This is a genomic window from Actinomycetes bacterium, from assembly GCA_022396035.1.
Classification (GTDB): Bacteria; Actinomycetota; Humimicrobiia; order Humimicrobiales; family Humimicrobiaceae; genus Halolacustris.
Window position 1 is genome coordinate 37,745 of the sequence record JAIOXO010000006.1, and the last position, 18,999, is coordinate 56,743.

At 42.3% G+C, this 18,999-nt stretch carries 22 protein-coding genes and 1 riboswitch; of the genes, 21 read left to right on the forward strand and 1 reads right to left on the reverse strand.

The genetic code is table 11. The annotated features are described in order from the left end of the window. The first annotated feature begins 122 nt into the window (after positions 1 to 122). The 16 genes from K9H14_03345 (at position 123) to K9H14_03420 (ending at position 14,202) form a co-directional block, all read left to right on the forward strand. Complete coding sequence (locus K9H14_03345) at positions 123 to 851, forward strand: biotin--[acetyl-CoA-carboxylase] ligase (protein ID MCG9479227.1); 729 nt, start codon at positions 123 to 125, stop codon at positions 849 to 851. Further along, complete coding sequence (locus tag K9H14_03350; protein ID MCG9479228.1) at positions 845 to 1,063, forward strand: hypothetical protein; 219 nt, start codon at positions 845 to 847, stop codon at positions 1,061 to 1,063. The genes K9H14_03345 and K9H14_03350 overlap by 7 nt, the downstream gene beginning before the upstream one ends. A 19-nt stretch (positions 1,064 to 1,082) precedes the next feature. Then, entirely contained in the window at positions 1,083 to 2,879 is a 1,797-nt protein-coding gene (locus K9H14_03355; GenBank protein ID MCG9479229.1) for a biotin attachment protein, read from the forward strand. A 12-nt stretch (positions 2,880 to 2,891) separates the two neighbouring features. Further along, positions 2,892 to 4,028 (forward strand): sodium ion-translocating decarboxylase subunit beta, encoded by a 1,137-nt coding sequence (locus K9H14_03360; protein ID MCG9479230.1) that lies wholly within the window; start codon positions 2,892 to 2,894, stop codon positions 4,026 to 4,028. A gap of 227 nt (positions 4,029 to 4,255) precedes the next feature. After that, a riboswitch (cobalamin riboswitch) is annotated at positions 4,256 to 4,431 on the forward strand. A gap of 102 nt (positions 4,432 to 4,533) precedes the next feature. Continuing rightward, entirely contained in the window at positions 4,534 to 5,061 is a 528-nt protein-coding gene (gene cobO, locus K9H14_03365; protein ID MCG9479231.1) for a cob(I)yrinic acid a,c-diamide adenosyltransferase, read from the forward strand. Between the two features lie 13 nt (positions 5,062 to 5,074). Continuing rightward, complete coding sequence (locus K9H14_03370) at positions 5,075 to 6,037, forward strand: ABC transporter substrate-binding protein (GenBank protein ID MCG9479232.1); 963 nt, start codon at positions 5,075 to 5,077, stop codon at positions 6,035 to 6,037. A gap of 69 nt (positions 6,038 to 6,106) precedes the next feature. Continuing rightward, positions 6,107 to 6,673 (forward strand): bifunctional adenosylcobinamide kinase/adenosylcobinamide-phosphate guanylyltransferase, encoded by a 567-nt coding sequence (cobU, locus tag K9H14_03375; GenBank protein MCG9479233.1) that lies wholly within the window; start codon positions 6,107 to 6,109, stop codon positions 6,671 to 6,673. After that, positions 6,673 to 7,497 (forward strand): adenosylcobinamide-GDP ribazoletransferase, encoded by an 825-nt coding sequence (locus K9H14_03380; GenBank protein ID MCG9479234.1) that lies wholly within the window; start codon positions 6,673 to 6,675, stop codon positions 7,495 to 7,497. Before cobU ends, K9H14_03380 begins: the two co-directional genes overlap by 1 nt. A gap of 3 nt (positions 7,498 to 7,500) precedes the next feature. After that, the gene (locus K9H14_03385; GenBank protein MCG9479235.1) at positions 7,501 to 8,535 is read left to right on the forward strand and encodes an iron chelate uptake ABC transporter family permease subunit; all 1,035 of its coding nucleotides are present in this window, start codon (positions 7,501 to 7,503) and stop codon (positions 8,533 to 8,535) included. Beyond that, on the forward strand, positions 8,536 to 9,801 hold the full coding sequence (locus tag K9H14_03390) for an ABC transporter ATP-binding protein (GenBank protein MCG9479236.1): 1,266 nt from the start codon (positions 8,536 to 8,538) through the stop codon (positions 9,799 to 9,801). Further along, positions 9,798 to 11,333: a cobyric acid synthase gene (locus tag K9H14_03395; GenBank protein MCG9479237.1), complete on the forward strand. Its 1,536-nt coding sequence runs from the start codon at positions 9,798 to 9,800 to the stop codon at positions 11,331 to 11,333. The genes K9H14_03390 and K9H14_03395 overlap by 4 nt, the downstream gene beginning before the upstream one ends. A 28-nt stretch (positions 11,334 to 11,361) precedes the next feature. Continuing rightward, positions 11,362 to 11,895, forward strand: a complete 534-nt coding sequence (gene cobO, locus K9H14_03400) for a cob(I)yrinic acid a,c-diamide adenosyltransferase (protein ID MCG9479238.1) — start codon at positions 11,362 to 11,364, stop codon at positions 11,893 to 11,895. 15 nt (positions 11,896 to 11,910) lie between these two features. Further along, on the forward strand, positions 11,911 to 12,102 hold the full coding sequence (locus tag K9H14_03405; GenBank protein MCG9479239.1) for a DUF6485 family protein: 192 nt from the start codon (positions 11,911 to 11,913) through the stop codon (positions 12,100 to 12,102). A gap of 3 nt (positions 12,103 to 12,105) precedes the next feature. Beyond that, on the forward strand, positions 12,106 to 12,906 hold the full coding sequence (locus K9H14_03410; GenBank protein ID MCG9479240.1) for a metal ABC transporter ATP-binding protein: 801 nt from the start codon (positions 12,106 to 12,108) through the stop codon (positions 12,904 to 12,906). Between the two features lies 1 nt (position 12,907). Beyond that, entirely contained in the window at positions 12,908 to 13,717 is an 810-nt protein-coding gene (locus K9H14_03415; GenBank protein ID MCG9479241.1) for a metal ABC transporter permease, read from the forward strand. Beyond that, entirely contained in the window at positions 13,714 to 14,202 is a 489-nt protein-coding gene (locus K9H14_03420) for a methylated-DNA--[protein]-cysteine S-methyltransferase (protein ID MCG9479242.1), read from the forward strand. Before K9H14_03415 ends, K9H14_03420 begins: the two co-directional genes overlap by 4 nt. Here the strand turns inward: K9H14_03420 and K9H14_03425 are convergent. Beyond that, on the reverse strand, positions 14,199 to 15,098 hold the full coding sequence (locus K9H14_03425) for a radical SAM protein (GenBank protein ID MCG9479243.1): 900 nt from the start codon (positions 15,096 to 15,098) through the stop codon (positions 14,199 to 14,201). The genes K9H14_03420 and K9H14_03425 overlap by 4 nt on opposite strands. Positions 15,099 to 15,191: 93 nt before the next feature. Between K9H14_03425 and K9H14_03430 the strand changes: the two genes are divergently transcribed. From K9H14_03430 to pth, 5 genes are all read left to right on the forward strand, one after another. After that, complete coding sequence (locus K9H14_03430; protein MCG9479244.1) at positions 15,192 to 15,482, forward strand: hypothetical protein; 291 nt, start codon at positions 15,192 to 15,194, stop codon at positions 15,480 to 15,482. Positions 15,483 to 15,545: 63 nt separating this feature from the next. Beyond that, positions 15,546 to 16,619, forward strand: a complete 1,074-nt coding sequence (gene glmU / locus K9H14_03435; protein ID MCG9479245.1) for a bifunctional UDP-N-acetylglucosamine diphosphorylase/glucosamine-1-phosphate N-acetyltransferase GlmU — start codon at positions 15,546 to 15,548, stop codon at positions 16,617 to 16,619. 105 nt (positions 16,620 to 16,724) lie between these two features. Beyond that, positions 16,725 to 17,693, forward strand: coding sequence for a ribose-phosphate pyrophosphokinase (locus K9H14_03440; GenBank protein ID MCG9479246.1), 969 nt, complete (start codon positions 16,725 to 16,727; stop codon positions 17,691 to 17,693). A gap of 26 nt (positions 17,694 to 17,719) precedes the next feature. After that, positions 17,720 to 18,418 carry a 50S ribosomal protein L25 gene (locus K9H14_03445; GenBank protein ID MCG9479247.1) on the forward strand — a complete coding sequence of 233 codons (699 nt, stop codon included), beginning with the start codon at positions 17,720 to 17,722 and terminating at the stop codon, positions 18,416 to 18,418. Between the two features lie 10 nt (positions 18,419 to 18,428). Further along, a complete protein-coding gene (pth, locus tag K9H14_03450) occupies positions 18,429 to 18,983 on the forward strand; it encodes an aminoacyl-tRNA hydrolase (GenBank protein MCG9479248.1) in 555 nt (184 codons plus the stop codon). Positions 18,984 to 18,999: the final 16 nt, after the last annotated feature.

Below are 18,999 nucleotides of genomic sequence, written 5' to 3' on the forward strand. Positions count from 1 at the left end.
GGGTTTCAAAATTACAAATGTTAAGAAGAATAACAGAAATGAAACAGTAGCAGTATTAAACATCTCTGACTAGTAGCGCAGGTCTCCAGAGAATAAAATAAAATTTTTAGGAATTTGCATATATGGTTAAAAGAATATATTTCCCTAAAATAGAATCCACCAATAATTATGCTGTAGAAAACATTGAAAATATAGAAGACAGAACAGTAATCCTTGCAGATAAGCAGACCAGAGGCAAGGGCAGAAATGGACGGTATTGGCTTTCAGAGAAAAATAATCTTTTTGTATCTTTAGTTTTAAAGCCACAATTTGATTTTCGACAGATAAATACTATTAATGCACTTACACATTATACTGCAGTTGTTTTAACCAGGGTTTTTAAAAAAAAATATTCTATTAAAGCAAAAATTAAATGGCCAAATGATTTATTGGCTAATGGCAAAAAGATTGCCGGGATATTAATAGAAACAGTAATAAAAGGCAATTCTTTACAGGGCGTTATTATTGGAATAGGTGTAAATTTAAACCTGGAGGAAAAAACATTAGAGAAAATAAGTCAACCGGCTACATCCTTAAATGTTTTACTAGAAAAGGAAATAAATAGGGATGAATTTTTAGATTTTTTATTAAAAGAATTTTTTTTGCAATATGATGAATTATTGAAAAAAGGTTTTCTATTAATTAAAGAAGAATATAGTCTTTTAAATATGGTTATGGGAAAATTGGTTAAGGTGGTAGTTTTTAACAAAAAATACTATGGTATTGCAAAAGGGATAGATGACAAAGGCCAACTTATTTTAGACTGCAAGGACAGAGAAGAGATTATAAACATAGGGGATATAATATGCTAATAGAAGGATTAATTGTCATGGTTATTGGAATCTTAATGGTTTTCTTATTTTTGGGTGCCTTAGTAGCCATAATGTACAGTTCTAAATTTTTCATAAAGTTCTTGCCAATTGAAAACAAAAACTTATCCCTGTCAGAAGCCAGGGATCAGGATTCAAAATTTGAAGAAATTGCGGTAGCTGTGGCAGCTATAAAAAAATCTATACACAAATAAATTAACGGGAGTTACAAAAGTGGCAAAAAAATTAATTAAAGTTGTGGATCTTTCTTTTAGGGACGGATTTCAGTCGGTATTTGGAGCCAGGGTTTTAAGGGATGATTATCTGCCTGCAATTGAGGCAGCAAAAGATGCCGGGATTACTCATTTTGAAGCTGGTGGCGGAGCAATGTTTCAATCCTTATTTTTCTATTGCAATGAAAATGCTTTTAAGACCATGGAAGCATTTAGGAAAGCTGCCGGGCCGGATGCAAATTTACAGACCTTGGCAAGAGGGGTAAATGTTGTTGGTTTGGATTCGCAACCCAGGGATATGATAAAGCTTCATGCAGAGCTTTTTAAGAAACACGGGATTACCACAATTAGAAATTTTGATGCATTAAATGATGTCAATAATTTAATCTATAGTGGACAATGCATAGTTGATGCTGGACTGAAGCATGAAGTAGCTATTACCATGATGGCATTACCAAGGGGCTGCAAAGGTGCCCATGATCCAAAATTTTATATAGATGTTTTAAAAAAGATTTTAGATGCGGACATACCTTTTAATTCAGTATGTTTTAAGGATGCTTCAGGCACATCAACACCTACCACGGTTTTTGAAACTATAAAACTTGCCAGAAAAATGTTGCCAGGAGGCACTCATTTAAGATTCCATACCCATGAAACAGCAGGTTGTAGTGTTTTGTGTCATAAAGCAGCACTTGACGCAGGAGTAGATGGTATTGATTTAACCATGGCCCCGGTATCGGGCGGCACCTCTCATGCTGACATTGTTACCATGTGGCATGCTTTAAGGGGGACCGAATATGAGCTAGGAATAAATATTGATAAAATCCTGGAAGCTGAAATGGTCTTTAAGGAGTGCATGAAAGACTATTTCGTTCCTCCGGAATCACAAAAAGTTGAACCGCTTATTCCGTTTTCTCCCATGCCGGGCGGTGCTTTGACTGCTAATACTCAAATGTTGAGAGATAACAATATTATGGATAAATTTACAGATATTATCTCCAAAATGGGCGAGGTAGTAAAAAAAGGCGGATATGGCACCAGCGTTACCCCTGTTTCTCAATTTTACTTTCAGCAGGCTTTTAATAATGTTATGTTCGGGGATTGGAAAAAGATAGCAGAAGGCTACGGGAAGATGGTGCTTGGATATTTTGGAAAAACTCCCGTACCCCCGGATTCTGAAATAGTTACCATTGCTTCCAAACAATTAGGCTTATCTCCCACAACCGAAAGCCCGTTGGATATTGATGAAAAAAATCCTGCTAAAGGTATGGATGCGGCTAAAAAAATGCTTGTAGACAATGGTATAGAAATAACTGATGAAAATATATTTATTGCAGGGGCTTGTAAAGAAAAAGGTATTGCTTTTCTGAAAGGTGAAGGAAAAGTAATGGTTCGAAAAAAAGAAAAAGAAAGATCTGGTGATGAGACTAACGAGTATACGGTAAACATCAATAATAAGAAGTATACTGTTTCTTTTGATGGGGATAACGCAATTGTTGATGGAAAAAAATATAATGTTTCTGTTAAGAAGGGAAAAGGAAAGAATAAATTATCCTCAGATTCGGAAGAAATAGGGATAAACGATTCTGTGGTTATCAAAGCACCAATGGCAGGGTCTGTTTTCAAGATACTAGTCAGCTTAGGTGATGTTATAGAAGAAGGAGAAGTTGTTATGATTCTGGAGGCAATGAAAATGGAAACCGAAATTAAATCAGCTGTAGGGGGAACCGTCTCTTCGATTCCTGTAAGCCAAGGCCAACAGTTAGTAGCAGGCCAGGATTTAATTTATATTAAATAAACTAGGGGGAGCATGCAAATATCAGAGTCTCTATATACTATATGGATGTCTACTGGTCTTGCAAACTTTACTATTGGGCAAGTAGTTATGATCCTGGTTGGACTATTTTTAATCTGGCTTGGAATTAGAAAGGGTTTTGAACCCCTTTTGTTAGTACCAATAGGTTTTGGTGGGATTTTAGCTAATATACCCATAGTTGATATTGCTGGAGCCGGTTTTTTAGGAATGGTTTATGAGTTTGGAATCGAGTCTTCTATTTTTCCGCTTTTAATTTTTTTGGGAATTGGAGCTATGACTGATTTCGGCCCCCTGATAGCAAACCCAAAAACAGCTTTGCTTGGCGGGGCAGCACAGTTTGGAATATTTTCTACATTTTTTGGTGCCTTATTGTTGACCAAATACCTGGGTTTTAATTTTAGTATGGGGGACGCAGCTTCTATTGGAATAATTGGAGGAGCTGATGGGCCAACAGCAATTTTTTTGGCATCTAAATTATCTCCCCAGCTTCTAGGCGCAATTGCTATTGCCGCATATTCTTATATGGCACTAGTCCCTATTATCCAACCTCCTATAATGCGGGGGTTAACTACTATAAGCGAGAGAAAAATAAAGATGAAACAGCTCAGGCATGTTTCCAAAAGAGAAAAAATTCTTTTTCCCATAATTATTTTTATTCTATGTATAATCTTGCTGCCGGATGCAACCCCAATCATCGGAATGCTGATGTTTGGAAATTTATTAAAAGAATGCGGTGTAACCGACCGGCTTTCAAAAACCGCTCAAAATGAACTGATAAATATCGTCACCATTTTGCTTGGTTTATCAGTTGGCTCAAGGTTACAGGCTGACCAGTTTTTAACCGTGGAGACATTGGGAATTATTTTATTGGGTCTAATTGCTTTTTCTATCGGGACTGCGTCAGGCGTTATACTGGCAAAAATTATGAATAAATTATCAAAAGATAAGGTTAATCCTTTAATTGGTGCTGCCGGAGTGTCAGCAGTTCCAATGTCGGCCAGAACTGTAAATAAAACCGGATTAAAGGAAGATTCAAGTAATTTTCTGCTAATGCATGCAATGGGGCCAAATGTTGCTGGAGTTATTGGGTCTGCAGTTGCAGCAGGTGTATTGCTTGCACTGTTCTCATAAGCCCCAGAATTTGTATTGTTTTTCTCAAAGGTTAAAATACTTAATATGGACAGAAGATTTCTTTCCTTAAATACAAAAATGATTTGTCAATATAATTTCTTATACCCTTGCTTTCCCTTTTTAAAGGGTAAACCGAGCCATTATGTACTATTATAGATATGTCTTGCCTTACAGTATACTCTCAAACTCCCCATACCCTTTTTTCTCACTTTATGCTATATTATCCTTAGCTTATTTTACAACCAAATATCATTCTGCTTTTCAAGGGAATCCAGTTAGAATCTGGAACGGTCCCGCCACTGTAATTGGGTGAGTATCTTTCAATAGGCCACTGGCAATAGCCGGGAAGGCGAAGGGTAAAGTCCCATAAGTCAGGAGACCTGTCTGGCAGAAAACAAGTTACACCTCTTCGGTAGAAAGGGAGTAATTTTTTATTTTAAAAAATTTAAAGGCTCTCTGCTGAAAACGAAGCGGAGAGCCTTTATCTTTTTAGAAAGGAGATATTATGGATAACCTGCAAAAAGGCTATGTCCAGGTCTATACCGGAAACGGTAAAGGCAAAACCACAGCAGCTTTGGGGCTGGCCTTAAGGGCTGCAGGAAATGGAATGAAGGTATTTATAGGGCAGTTTATAAAGGGAATGGAGTACTCAGAAATCAGGGCCCTTAAAAAATTTTCTGGCTATATTGAAATAAAACAGTATGGCAGAGGGTGTTTTATAAACCAAAGCCCTGAGCAGGAAGATATCGATTCTGCTAAAAATGGCCTAAAGGAGCTGGAAAAAATCATTGGCAGCGGCCAATACGATGTAATAATTCTGGATGAGATCAACATAGCTGTCTACCTTAAATTGCTAAACGTAGAAGATGTTATAAGGCTTATAGAACAAAAACCTCAGGCCACAGAACTCATACTTACCGGCAGGTTTGCAAATAAATCCATAATAGAGGCAGCAGACCTGGTAACCGAGATGAAAGAAGTAAAACATTATTACCAGCAGGGCATACTTGCCAGGGCTGGAATAGAGAAATAGAAAGGAAAAAATTATGTTTTCTAAAAAAATATTTACACTTATTTTAATAGTAACCATTTTATCCCTATTAATACTATCCGTATCCTGCACCCAGCCCGTTACTGAGCAGGATGCTGGGTCTATTAAGGTAACCGACGGCATAGGACAGCAGGTAAGCATGGACCGACCGGTAGAAAAAATGATTGTCTTTGCTCCCAGCGTGCTGGAGGTGCTGGACGCTTTGGATGCCATGGACAAAGTAATAGGGGTAGACAGCTGGAGTATTGAAAGTGGGGAGCCATTAGCCCAGGGGTTTGAGGCTTATGGCGATTTTAACGGTCCCAACATAGAAAAAATAGCTGAAGCCAATCCGGATCTGGTAATAAGGTTGTCCGGATCATCTGAAGAGGATTACGATAAGCTCCGGGAACTGGGCATAACCATTTATACCTTTGAAGCCCAGAGCTTTGACTGGGCTTACCAGGAAATAATAAACCTGGGCCAGATGATAGGAAAAGAAGATGAAGCCGAGCAGCTGAAAAATGAGTTTGAGCAACAGGTAGAAGATATATACACCAAGGTAAAAGATCTGGAACAGGACCAGAAACCCACTGTTTTCTACGAAATATTTGATGATCCACTATGGAGTGCAGGAAAAGACACTTATATTAATGATATGATAGAAAAAGCCGGCGGAATTAATATTGTGGCCAGGGATGGCCTGGAAGGATATGCAGAATACAGTGTGGAGAAACTGCTTGATAACAATCCCCAGGTTATGGTAGCCGGTGACGGGGGAATGTATGAAGCCAGGACCGGAGAGATAATACTGGAGGATCCCCGGTTTTCTACCGTGTCTGCAGTAACCGGGGGAAGGGTATATGTGGTGCCCGAAAACTCTATAGTAAGGCCCAATCATAATTCAGTTAAAGGCCTTATGATGCTGGCCAAGGCTTTCCACCAGGATATTTTTGGCCAGTTTGAGATAATAGAATGATTTATTGGCTACTTTTAGATAATATTATACAGAGAAGGCATCAGCCTTCTCTGTAGTGAAAGGCAATTTATGCATAAGGTATATTTTTTATTGGGTGGCGCAAGAAGCGGAAAAAGCTTTTATGCAGAAGAGCTGGCCTCGTCCATCTCCAGCCAGGTAGCCTACCTGGCTACAGCCAGGGTAACCGATAAGGAAATGGAAAAAAGAATAGAGGCCCATAAAAAAAGAAGGCCCAGGGGTTGGAAAACCATTGAACTAGGCGATAGTATAGAACAAAAAGACCTGGAGCAGCTGGATATCAAAGGTTGTGAGGTACTGATAGTGGATTGCGTGACCAATCTGCTTTACCGGTTTCTGGAAAGATACCGGCTTGATGAACTGGATATAATTCCCAATGATCTGGAGCAAAAAATCGAGGGAGAAGTATCTCAATTATTTGAGTCTTTTTATAAATTCCTGCAGTCAGCAGATGCCACCATCATTATTGTATCCAATGAAGTGGGTATGGGCCTGGTGCCCCCGTATCCTCTGGGCAGGATATTCAGGGATCTTATGGGCACTGTCAATAAACAGCTGGCTTTACTCTCTGATGAGGCTTACTTTTTTATTGCTGGAATAAGACGGAGGTTAAAATAATGGCAGGATTTTTAAATGCACTGGGATTTTTAACCATCATAAGGATACCGGCCAGATTTGGCTACCGACAGGATTTCTCTCCGTCTCTTACCTATTTTCCTCTGATAGGCCTGATATTGGGCATAATTATTTCCCTGGCATTCTGGGCTTTCAGCCTTTTTTTGCCAATACTGGTGGCAGTTATTACGGTGGTTGCCCTGGAAGCTGTACTTACCGGGGGATTACACTATGATGGGCTGGCCGATGTATTTGACGGTATCTTTTCCGGAAGAAGCAAGTCGGAAGAGATATTGTCCATAATGAAGAAAAGTGATATAGGCACCTTTGGGGTAATGGCAGTAGTACTGGCGCTGGCTTTTAAAATCAGCCTTATATATTACCTTTATCAGAATTATTCGGAAAATATTTTTTCCTTTCTGGTTGTTTTGAGTTTTTTCTCCTGTTTTGGCAGGTGGTCCATGGTTTATCTGCTAACCAGCTACAAACCGGTAAAAAAAGAAGGCAGCCTGGCAGCCATGTTCCAATCAGCATCCAACCGTATGCGGTTTCTTGTTTCCACCATATATACAGTTATACTATTTTTTATCCTGGTCTATGTATCTGAGGCCAGCTATGGCCGCCAGGAATTATTTTTAAATCCTGGCCTGGCCCTGATACCGGGGCTTAAAGCCATGGTAGCCTTTCTGGCCAGCCTGCTGGCCTTAATTATAGCCAGCCATCTTTTTTACCGGCGTTTGGGGGGTATAAATGGGGATGTGGCTGGAGCTGTATCCCAGGTGACCGAGATCACTTTTCTTTTGTTTTCATTAATACTGGTGGCATAAGTTATGAAAAGAACTGTAAAATATACCATTATCCTGCTTATTATACTTATTGCCATGGCCATAGTGGCTGCTTCATTGGGGTCAGCCAGTATATCGCTTAAAGATACCGCTAAGATTATGGCCAGCTATATCCCGGGCATAAGAAATCTTATAGATACCAGCACCTTAAGCTCCAATGACTTTGCCATAATAACCAGAATAAGGCTGCCCAGGATTATAACCTCCATATTGGTGGGTATTGCCCTGGCTTCCAGCGGGGTAATATTCCAGGGAATATTCAGAAACCCCATGGCCGACCCTTATATTATCGGGGTATCGGCAGGGGCATCCTTTGGAGCCACGGTAGGCCTGCTTTTTGCCACCGGCATCAGGCTGGCTTCCATAAGCCTGGTAAGTGTTTTTGCCTTTGGGGGAGCGGTAGGGGTAACCCTGCTGGTATATAATATAAGCAGGATAAGGGGCCGGGTATCGGTGCTCACCCTGCTTTTGGCAGGGGTAGCCATAAGCGCTATGCTGAGTTCCATAAATTCTTTTATACTAATGTTTCAGTCCCAGGACCTGGCCAGGGTTATCTTCTGGCTGATGGGAGGCCTTACTGCTTCCAGCTGGCAGCAGCTGACCATAATTGCCCCTATTGTAATAGTACTGTTGACAGCAGCTGCCTTTTTTACCAATGAACTTAACATAATTTCTCTTGGCGACAATAGGGCTACCCAGCTGGGAGTCAATACCGAGCAGGTAAAAAAACTTCTGCTGGTACTGGCCTCCCTAATAGCTGCGGCTGCAGTTTCGGTTAGCGGCATAATCGGTTTTGTAGGCCTTATAACCCCCCATATACTAAGGCTTATAGTGGGGCCGGACCACAAGATACTGTATCCCACTTCTGCACTGGCCGGGGGGATAGTACTGCTGGCTTCAGATACCATAGCCCGCATGGTGCTGATGCCCAGAGAAATACCGGTGGGTATAATCACCTCTATTGTAGGGGTGCCTTTCTTTATTTATCTTCTAATAAGGTCCAAAAGGCAGGTGTTTTAAGTGGATATGCTGTCGGTTGAAAATCTTGATTTTGCCTATAATGGCCACCCGGTATTAAAAGATATGAACTTTGAGGTAAGTGAGCACAGTTTTGTATCCATACTGGGACCCAATGGAAGCGGAAAGTCCACCCTTATAAATATCATAAGCGCTGTTCTTAAAAATTACGAAGGAAGCATACATATAGCCGGCCACAACCTGGCAGGGCTCAGCCCCCGGCAGGCCGCCAGGCTGGTGGCGGTAGTGCCCCAGTCCACCAATCCCGGTTTTAATTTTACAGTAAGGCAGATGATTGCCATGGGCAGATATCCTTATATGGGACGTCTGGAGTCCTTTAAACAAGAGGATAACCGGAGGGTAGAAGATATAATAGACAAGGTTCAGATAGGCGGTCTGGCCCACCGGAAATACAATGAACTGTCTGGAGGGGAAAAGCAGAGGGTAATAATAGCCCAGGCCCTGGTTCAGGACACTCCGCTTCTGCTTTTGGATGAGCCTACCAGTCATCTGGATATCAATTTTCAGATAGAGCTGATGGAGCAAATAAAGCGGCTTAATACCCAGGATGGAAAGACCATTATAGGTATATTTCATGATCTGAACCTGGCCATACAGTATTCGGATAAGGTAATGTTTTTAAAGGAAGGCTCTATTTTTGATTACGGGCCGGTGGCCGAGGTCATAACTGAAGAAAATATAGAAAGGGTTTTCGGCAGCGAGGTATATGTGGCCAAAAACCCTTTTACCGGCAAACTTTATATCAACCCCACTTTTAACCTGACCCCGCCGGAGAGAAGGAATATAAAGGATATAAGGGTGCATGTAATAGCCGGGGGAGGGGCGGCCTCTCCGGTTATGAGCCTTCTGTACTCCCATGGTTACAGGGTTTCATGCGGGGTGGTAAATAACCTGGATACCGATCTGAACACCGCCCAGAGGATGGGCATACCCTTTGTCAGTGATGCTCCTTTCTCACCCATAAGCCTGGAAGCCCAGAACCGGAACCTGAAATTTATAAGGGGAAGCGATCTTGTTGTACTGCCCGCCCTGCAGTTCGGGCACGGAAACTTTTCCAACCTGGTATCAGCCAGACAGGCCCAGCAGATGGGAAAGAAAGTAATGGTTTTAGGTAAAGAAGATATAAGCAGCCGGGACTATACTGGAGGTAAAGCTACCAAAATCTATAACCAGATAATCAAGGAAGGTGCAGAAGTTTTAGCTTCAGAAGACCAGCTGCTGCAGGCTATAGGGAAGGGTGATAAATGAAGGCGGTAATGATACAGGGAACCGGATCCCATGTAGGTAAAAGCGTAACCGTGGCCGCTATATGCAGGATACTTTACCAGGATGGTTACCGGGTATGTCCTTTTAAATCCCAGAATATGGCCCTAAATTCATTTGTGACCGCAACCGGAGGGGAGATGGGCAGGGCACAGGTCATGCAGGCTGAAGCCTGTGGGCTGCAGCCGGAAGTATTTATGAATCCGGTACTTATAAAGCCGGTAAAGGATACTGCTGCCCAGGTTATATTCATGGGCAGGGTGGTGGGCAACATGTCTGCCGGCCAGTATGATAACTACAAGCAGGAATTTATGCCCAGGATAAAGCAGATAATAGGGGATATAAGCAGCCGGTTTGATTATCTGGTAATAGAAGGGGCAGGCAGTCCGGCTGAAATTAATCTTCTGAAAAATGATATTGTTAATATGGCTACCGCCCAGGCGGCCGATGCCCCGGTAATACTGGTAGCGGATATCGATAAGGGAGGGGTTTTTGCCAGTTTCTACGGTACGGTGAAAATTATGCCGGCAAAATGGCAGAAGTATTTTAAGGGACTTCTGATAAATAAATTTAGGGGAGATAAAAAGCTGCTGGATCCGGGCATTAAGTGGATAGTAGAAAAACTTAAGCTCCCGATGGTGGGAACCATCCCTTTTTTTACCAATATCCTGCTGGATGAAGAGGATTCAGTGAACCTGGAAAAGCAGCAAATTAAAAATAGCAGCAGGAATGCCAGGTTCAGGGTAGCCATAATATATTTGCCCCATATATCCAATTTTACTGATTTTAATTTCCTGGATACAGAACAGGATATTGAAGTTAGCTATATTAAAACCAGGAAACAGCTTAAGGAAACTTCTCCCCACCTCATAATCCTTCCCGGATCCAAAAGTACCATTTCTGACCTTGAGTACCTGAAAGAATGTGGCCTGGCCGGGGATATAACCCAGGCTTACCGGAAGGGGGCTTCAGTTATAGGTATCTGTGGAGGTTACCAGATGCTGGGCAGCACCATATCTGATCCTTATGGAGTAGAAACTAAAGCCGGCAGCATAGGCGGGCTGGGGCTGCTGGATATAGAGACAGATTTTCTGCCTGAAAAATATACCAGCCAGGTGCAGTTTAAATTAAACGCAGATGCCCTGGGAACCGAAGGTTTCAGTGAATATTTTACCGGTTACGAAATACATATGGGGACTACCAGGGTGAAAGGTTTGGCAAACCCCTTTTATGTAAAAACCGAAAGTATGGATAAGCGGGAGGGCTGCATAAAGGTAAACCGGGAAAAAGGCAATATGGTTATGGGCACCTATATACACGGGCTTTTTGATAACCACCGGTTAAGGAATTGTTTATTAGAATACCTGGCTGGCCTGGCCAAGGTTAACTTAAATCTTGAGTTTAACCAGGAAAGCTCCCAGGTATTTAAACAGAAACAGTATGATAAGCTGGCGGACCTGTTCAGGGGCAATATGGATATGGAAACTTTCTATAAAATTCTAAATGCCGGTTTATAAAAAAGGTCAAATCTAATAAAATCTAAGTATGCAGAAAAAGGGACTGGTAATCATAAATACAGGGGAAGGCAAGGGTAAAACCACAGCCGCCTTCGGGCTGGCCTTAAGGGCTGCCGGACATAACCGGAAAGTGCTTATACTTCAGTTTATAAAAGGGCCCTGGGTTTCCGGAGAAATAAAAGCTGCCAGCTATATACCGCAGATTGAGGTTAAGCAGCTGGGTTCCGGTTTTATACCCTTGAAGCAGGGAAAACCGGTGCTAAGCGATAAGCTTAGAGAAGAAGCTGGCCGCTCTATCCATTATACCCGGCAGATGGTAGAAAGCGGAAAATATGATGTAGTTATACTGGATGAGATAAATAATATGGTTGACTACGGATTGATAAGCCCGGAAACGGTAGCCGAGATAATAGAGGAAAAACCCCGGGATGTAGTCCTGGTGCTTACCGGAAGAAATGCCCACCCCCGGATAGTAGAACTGGCGGATACGGTTACCGATATGAAACAGGTAAAACATGCATTTGAGAATGGGATAAAGGCAATTAAGGGAATAGAATACTAACAGAAAGGAACAGATATGGAATGCAGAAAAGAAGAAAACATGGATATTTGCAATTGTACCTATGAACCCTGTCCCCGCAAGGGCATTTGTTGCCAGTGTATAGAATACCACCGGAATATGGGTGAACTGCCGGCCTGTTATTTTGACCAAAAGGCAGAAAAAACCTATAACCGTTCCATAGAACATTTTGTAAAATTAAACAGTTAGGTCATGCAGGCCAAAGCATTAGAGATAAACAAGTTATCGGTAACCCTGGGCAATAAAAGGGTGCTGGAGGATATAACCTTTTCTATTGACCAGGGGGACTTTCTTATAATTATTGGACCCAATGGGTCGGGCAAGACCACCCTTATAAAGGCAGTGATGAATCTGGTACCCCATTCAGGCCAGATAAAGATTTTTGGCAAACCTGCCTCTAATATTAACAGCTACCGGGGAATAGTGGGTTATGTTCCCCAGAAGTTTGAATTTGACCGGACTTTTCCCATTACTGTAAAAGAAGTTCTAGCCATGGCCGTAGACTCAAAGAACAGGAGCTCCGGGCAGATCGAGGAAAGAGTCAGCTGGGCTCTGGAGCAGGTGGGAATGTCCGGATATGCACAGTCTAAACTGGGCAACCTTTCCGGGGGCCAGATACAGAGAGTGCTGATTGGCAGGGCTATTGCCAACCAGCCCCGTATCATATTTTTCGATGAACCTCTGGCGGGAGTGGATGTTAAGGGAGAAAAGAGTTTCTACCAGCTTATAAACCAGCTTAAGGAAAACCAGAATCTAACCGTAGCTTTAATCTCCCACGATGTTACTGTAGTTAACCTGTATGCGGACAAGGTAGCTGCCCTGAATCGCATACTGGTAGGCTTCGGAAAGCCTGGCGATGTTCTGGTGCCTTTGAATATGGAAAAAACCTATGGAAAGGGCTTTGGGATTTTCAGGCACCGGGAATGCCTGGAAAAGCCACAGGAAGAATTAACCCAGGAAGACATAGACAGGTGCAAACTTTTCGAGGAGTAATATGGCGGATTTTTTAACTTATCCTTTCTTGCAGAGGGCTCTTATATCCGGCCTCATAATAGGTATAGCCTGTTCACTTATAGGGGTGTTTGTGGTATTGCAGAAAATGTCTTTTTTTGCCAATGCCATAGCTCATTCCTCCCTGGCAGGGATTGCCCTGGGGTTTCTGCTGGGCATAAACCCCATAGTAAGTGCAGTAATATTTGGAATTATCATTGCTGTCCTGGTAGCTTATATTAAGAACCGGAGCACTCTTTCAGTAGACACCATAATAGGCATATTCCTGCCTACCTCCATGGCTATAGGGGTGCTGATTATTGGCTTTACTAAGGGTTACAAGCCTGACCTGCTCAGCTACCTCTTCGGCAATCTTCTGGCAGTAGACACCTTCTATATGTACCTGTCTCTGGGGCTGGGCCTGGCGGTAATAATAATTCTGGCTATATTTTTCAAGCCCTATATATTTATTACCTTCGACCGGCAGCTGGCGGCTCTGCAGGGAGTAAGGGTGGCTGTATATGATTACCTGTTTATAATCATGGTTGCTGCCACTGTAATTATAAGCACCAAGGTATTGGGCATAATACTGGTAAGCGCCCTGATAGTAATACCGGCAGCATCTTCTAAAAACATCAGCTCCAATTTTACCCAGATGGTAATTTTTTCGGTGTTGTTTGGTTTTGTATCCAGCCTGTCCGGCCTGTTGCTTTCTTATGTATTTAACCTTGCTTCCGGGGCTACGATTATTATGGTAAGTGCTGCTATTTTCTTTATAACTCTACCCATAAAAAGGGCGGTAAGAGCAAATTGAGTCTGTTTCAATATAAGTTTGATACTAAAATAGGCCTGCTTTATTATGCCTGGGACAGTAATACGCTTTTGTATCTGGGAAATGATAAACAGAGATTTGAACATTTCAAGCAGAAGGCGGGCCTGGGTTTTAAACAAAGAAGGTTTGAGCACCTGGAACAGGAAGTAGACAGTTACCTAAACGGCCATCTTGAGCAGTTTACCATAAATACCCGCCTTATATACGGCACCCGGTTTTTCTGCAAAGTATTGAATACCTTGAAAAAAGTAGGCTATGGCCAGGCGGTAAGCTATCGCCGGCTGGCCGAAATGTCCGGCAGGCCTAAAGCCTGGCGGGCAGTGGGGTCCATTATGGGAAAGAACCCCATGATGATTGTAATACCCTGTCACCGGGTCATAAAAAGCGACGGAAGACCAGGTAATTACAGCGCAGGGATTCCCATAAAACATTTCTTACTGAAACTTGAGTCAAAATCGCCAGCCTAATCCAGGAATATCCTTTTGGCTGTTTTCAGGGCACCCGGCGCCAGGTCATAGGCAGAGCTGGCCTCGCAGTGTACGGCATAGCCGCATAAGCGGCAGTAGTACACTTCCAACCGGTGCTTTAAGTAGCAGCCAAAATGTATGGAACCATCCGGTTCAACGCTGGCTATCAAAAAGTCATGGCATCTCCAGCTGTTATCTTTCATCTTCTGCAGGCAGGTATGTGAATCCAGTATGCTGCAGCCCTTCCTTTTTAGAGCTATAAGTGTATCCATTGCAGACATCCTTTGTTCGGCGGTCAGCTGCAGCTCTTCTATACCGGGAAAAGGGTAAAAAAACTGGATGGTGATGCCATAAACCTTATCCTGCAGATATTCAATTAGTGGCTTAATCTGTTTGTGGTTTAAGCTGGATATGGTTATATTGGCAATAATTTTTTTATGCCTGTATGTTCTGATGTTTTCCATTATAAGGTCAAAACTTTTACCACGTATAGACTCATGGACATCTTTTAGACCGTCTATGGATATAAAGTAGATATCAGGGTCAGCCTTTCCCAGGTCCAGGGTACCGTTTGTGGTTATGCCCACTGAAAAAAATAATTTTTTGGCTTTTTCTACCATCTGACCAATAGCCGGATAAAGCAGGGGCTCTCCGCCCTCAAAGATAACCAGCCTTATGCCTTTAAGAAAGAGTTTCTGCAATAGGTCCTCTGCTTTATCCGGTTCCATGGCAGCCGGACGGGGATTACTCCAGAAAGGGCAGTGCAGGCATTTTAAATTGCACCGGTAGGTTATCTTGAAACTGCACAGAAGCGGTGTCCGGTATTTTGCGGATATTTTTGCTTTGAAGGCATAATTGGCCAGGTAAAAGATTTTTTTAATATTTTGGGAAATCATTTTCCATTTATTTACTGCTTTGGCAAATAATGAATTGATAATATCATGGCCAGGCTTTAAAATATAGTTGTTGTAAGTAAAAAAGGAGCAAATTTGGGTTTTTTAGACAGCCTCAAAAAAATGTTTTCACCACCATCTTCCTCCAATTTTATAGATTTTAAGGTAAAGTGCGGCCGGTGCGGGGAAGAGATTGAAGTAAAGACAAGAAAAACCAGTGACATTGCACGGATATACGAAGGCGAGGGACCACTGGGATCAGCCTTCTACCTCAGGAAAGAAGTGCTGGGCAATAAATGTAATAACCTTATATATGTCAGCATGTATTTTGGGCCATCCTACGAACTGCTGTCCAAAGATATATCGGGAGGAAACTTTCTGGATTAATTTAGATTATAACCATATTTTATGTTAGAATTTTGAAGTTATTTGATATTTAAACCTACAGAGATGAAGAAAAGAGAAAATCTATCTGTTTTAATCCTTGCTGCAGGCAAGGGCAAGCGAATGAAATCCTCAAAACCCAAGGTTCTGCATCAAATATTTGGAAGGCCCATGCTCTATTATATACTAAAGAGTGCCTACGGCCTGAATCCCGGAAATGTAGTGGTGGTAGTGGGTCATAGAAAGGATATGGTAAAGCAGTATCTGCATCAAAATTTCCCCCAAGCAATTTCAGCAGACCAGGACCAGCAACTGGGAACAGCTCATGCAGTCAGATCAGTGGCCAAGCTTAAGGATAGAATGGGTAAAAGAGTGGTAGTGTTGAGCGGGGATTGTCCCCTGATAGAATCAAAGACCTTAAAGCTTCTGGTACAGAAGATGGATAAAACCGGCAGCAGCGCTGCCATTTTAAGCACAATACTGCCTGACCCCACAGGATATGGCAGGATAATAAAAGACAGCCGGGGCAAGGTGCTAAAAGTAGTGGAACAAAAGGATGCAGCCGCCCGGCAGAAGATGATTAAAGAGATAAACACCTCTATTTACAGTTTTAACCGGGATAAGCTTTTTTTACATGTAGAAAACATAGATTCGGACAACTCACAGAATGAATACTACCTGACTGATGTGGTGGAAAAGCTGGTAGAGGCCGGGGATAGAGTTACCAGCCTAAAACTAAAAGACTTTATCCAGGTCATGGGAGTAAATGACCGCAACCAGCTGGCAGAAGTAGAAAAGATATTAAAGCAGAAAATAAACCAGAAATTCATGGAACAGGGGGTAAGCATAAAGGATCCGGAAAATACCCATATACAGGATACTGTAGAGATAGAGAAAGATACAACCATAGAGCCTTACTGCTTTATTACTGGCACCACTACCATAGGGACCGGCTGCAGGATAGGCCCTTTTTGCCAGATTAATGATGCTGCTGTTGGCCGGGATACCATTATAAATAACTCGGTAGTAAACGGCTCCCGGATTGGAGAAAATAACCGTATTGGGCCTTACAGCTGCCTGGGCCCGGAAACGGAGACCAAAAAAGGCCAATGTATAGGCAATTATTTAAATAAGGGCTGATTTAAATAAAATGATAAGGCTAAGCAGTGTTGCAGAAATTAATTATAAGCGCAGCCATAAATAAAAAACAAAGATAAAAAACTTAGTTATAGAGGGAGATGCTAAATGAGAGATTATCCTACCAACCGCAGAATGATGATTTTTTCAGGGTCATCCAATATCAGACTGTCGGAACACATAGCCCAGGAGCTGGGGGTAACCCTGGGCAAGGTTGACCGGAAGAAGTTTAAGAATGGGGAGATATATGTAAAATTTGAAGAAAGTGTACGGGGTGCCGATGTATTTCTGGTCCAGACCTGCAGCGAGCCGGTTAACGACTATATTATGGAACTCCTTATAATGGTCGATGCCCTCAAGAGAGCATCGGCAGGTATGATTAATGCGGTTATTCCTCATTATGGCTATGCCAGGCAGGATAAAAAAGCGGAGGGCAGGGAGCCTATTACCGCAAAATTGTTTGCAGATATACTGGAGGTTGCGGGCATAGACCGGTTAATTGTAATGGATCTGCATACTGCAACCATCCAGGGTTTCTTTGATGTTCCCGTAGACCATATTACTGCTATACCCATAATTGCCAAGTATTTCAAGAAATTAGGTATAAAAAACGGGGTAGTGGTAAGCCCTGATGTGGGAGGAGTTAAAAGAGCCAGTATACTGGCCAATCAGCTGCATTATCCCCTGGCCATATTTGACAAAAGAAGGCCTTCCCAGAATGTAGCCAAGATTGAACACCTGGTGGGAGAGGTGGAAGGCAAAGATGCCATCCTTTTTGATGACATGATTGATACCGGAGGGACCCTGGTAGAGGCTATAGAGATGCTGGCAGACAGTGGGGTTAACCGGGTGTTTGCTGCTGCCACCCATCCCATATTTTCCGATGATGCCATACACCTGCTGCAGAATTCGAGTGCTTCCCAGATAGTAGTGGCAGATACTCTGCCCATAAACAAGCCTTATGACAAAAATAGGATAAAAGTGGTTTCCGTTGCTTCACTGCTTGCAAAAACCATAAAAAAAGTTTATCATTGCAAGTCTGTAAGTGAGTTGTTTAAGGGAGAAAATCTGGTTTAATTAAATTTTAAAGGTAGGTGTAATAAATGGAAAGTTTAAGTTTGACTGTTGATAAGAGAGAAGATAAAGAGCTTGGAAATAATGCATCAAGAAGGTTAAGGAGGGAAAATTACATCCCCGGGGTACTCTATGGCCTGGCCAAAGAACCTATAACCTTAAAGATTGATGCCCAACAATTTTCTCAGATCATAAAGGGAAAAGGTACAGCCAATCTCATCTTTAATCTTTCAGTTAATGGTTCCAAAAAGAAGGAATCTGTAATCCTGAAGGATATACAAAAACATCCCATAACCAGGAACTTTTTGCATCTGGACTTCTTGAGGATTGAGATGGCCAGGGAAGTGGAAGCCCAGGTTCCTATACATATTCTAAACGACGATATCGCTATTGGAGTGAAAGAAGAAGGCGGAGTTATGCAGCATAGCTTAAGGGAGCTGCATATAGCCTGTTTGCCCAAGGATATCCCGGAAAGTATTGATTATGATATAAGGGAGTTGGCAATTGGAGACTCGGTTAAAGTTTCAGACCTGGAGGTTGGCGAGAACATAAGGGTTATAAGTGATCTTAATGAAGTCATAGTATCCATAATTCATCCTTCACAGCTGATTGAAGAAGAGGTTGAAGAAGAGGTCGAAGAAGAACCTGAACTGATAGGCAGAGAAGGCGAAGAAGAGGAAGCTGAAGAAGCTGATGCTAAAGCTGAAGAAACTCCTGAACAAGAATAAATAATCAACCATGATTTTAATTATCGGGCTGGGCAATCCCGGAGTTCAGTATAACCGTACCAGGCATAATATTGGGTTTATGGCCGTTGCCAGGTTTGCTGAAGGACGGAAAGTCAGCAGTTATAGCAAATTTAATGCTGATATGCTTAAGCTAAACTGCTGCCAGCAGGAGATACTTCTGGCCAAGCCCCTAACCTATATGAACCGGAGCGGAAGCTCGGTATCTGCTATACTAAATCATTATGGACCTGAGATTAGCCAGATGCTGGTAATACAAGATGATCTGGATATAGAATTTGGGAAAATCAGGTTCAAATCCGGCGGAAGCACAGCTGGACATAAAGGTCTGGAATCAATTGTGGCTTCTACCGGGAGCAAGGAATTCCACCGTTTAAGGATAGGTATAGGCAGGCCGCCCGGAACCAGGGACCCTGCAGATTATGTGTTACAGCCCTTCGGGAAGAAAGAAGCCCGGGAGCTTGTTTTTGTGCTGCAGGATACAGTGGAAGCCATTGAGGCCTATATTGAACATGGTCTGAATTATGTTATGAATAAATATAATTAGGTTAAACTCTGTTGCA

Bases quoted from the DNA above. Each gene is read 5' to 3' on its own strand.
- K9H14_03345 (MCG9479227.1), top strand. From the start codon at position 123: ATGGTTAAAAGAATATATTTCCCTAAAATAGAATCCACCAATAATTAT.
- K9H14_03350 (MCG9479228.1), top strand. From the start codon at position 845: ATGCTAATAGAAGGATTAATTGTCATGGTTATTGGAATCTTAATGGTT.
- K9H14_03360 (MCG9479230.1), top strand. From the start codon at position 2,892: ATGCAAATATCAGAGTCTCTATATACTATATGGATGTCTACTGGTCTT.
- cobO (MCG9479231.1), top strand. From the start codon at position 4,534: ATGGATAACCTGCAAAAAGGCTATGTCCAGGTCTATACCGGAAACGGT.
- K9H14_03370 (MCG9479232.1), top strand. From the start codon at position 5,075: ATGTTTTCTAAAAAAATATTTACACTTATTTTAATAGTAACCATTTTA.
- cobU (MCG9479233.1), top strand. From the start codon at position 6,107: ATGCATAAGGTATATTTTTTATTGGGTGGCGCAAGAAGCGGAAAAAGC.
- K9H14_03380 (MCG9479234.1), top strand. From the start codon at position 6,673: ATGGCAGGATTTTTAAATGCACTGGGATTTTTAACCATCATAAGGATA.
- K9H14_03385 (MCG9479235.1), top strand. From the start codon at position 7,501: ATGAAAAGAACTGTAAAATATACCATTATCCTGCTTATTATACTTATT.
- K9H14_03395 (MCG9479237.1), top strand. From the start codon at position 9,798: ATGAAGGCGGTAATGATACAGGGAACCGGATCCCATGTAGGTAAAAGC.
- cobO (MCG9479238.1), top strand. From the start codon at position 11,362: ATGCAGAAAAAGGGACTGGTAATCATAAATACAGGGGAAGGCAAGGGT.
- K9H14_03405 (MCG9479239.1), top strand. From the start codon at position 11,911: ATGGAATGCAGAAAAGAAGAAAACATGGATATTTGCAATTGTACCTAT.
- K9H14_03410 (MCG9479240.1), top strand. From the start codon at position 12,106: ATGCAGGCCAAAGCATTAGAGATAAACAAGTTATCGGTAACCCTGGGC.
- K9H14_03415 (MCG9479241.1), top strand. From the start codon at position 12,908: ATGGCGGATTTTTTAACTTATCCTTTCTTGCAGAGGGCTCTTATATCC.
- K9H14_03425 (MCG9479243.1), bottom strand. From the start codon at position 15,098: ATGATTTCCCAAAATATTAAAAAAATCTTTTACCTGGCCAATTATGCC.
- glmU (MCG9479245.1), top strand. From the start codon at position 15,546: ATGAAGAAAAGAGAAAATCTATCTGTTTTAATCCTTGCTGCAGGCAAG.
- K9H14_03440 (MCG9479246.1), top strand. From the start codon at position 16,725: ATGAGAGATTATCCTACCAACCGCAGAATGATGATTTTTTCAGGGTCA.
- K9H14_03445 (MCG9479247.1), top strand. From the start codon at position 17,720: ATGGAAAGTTTAAGTTTGACTGTTGATAAGAGAGAAGATAAAGAGCTT.
- pth (MCG9479248.1), top strand. From the start codon at position 18,429: ATGATTTTAATTATCGGGCTGGGCAATCCCGGAGTTCAGTATAACCGT.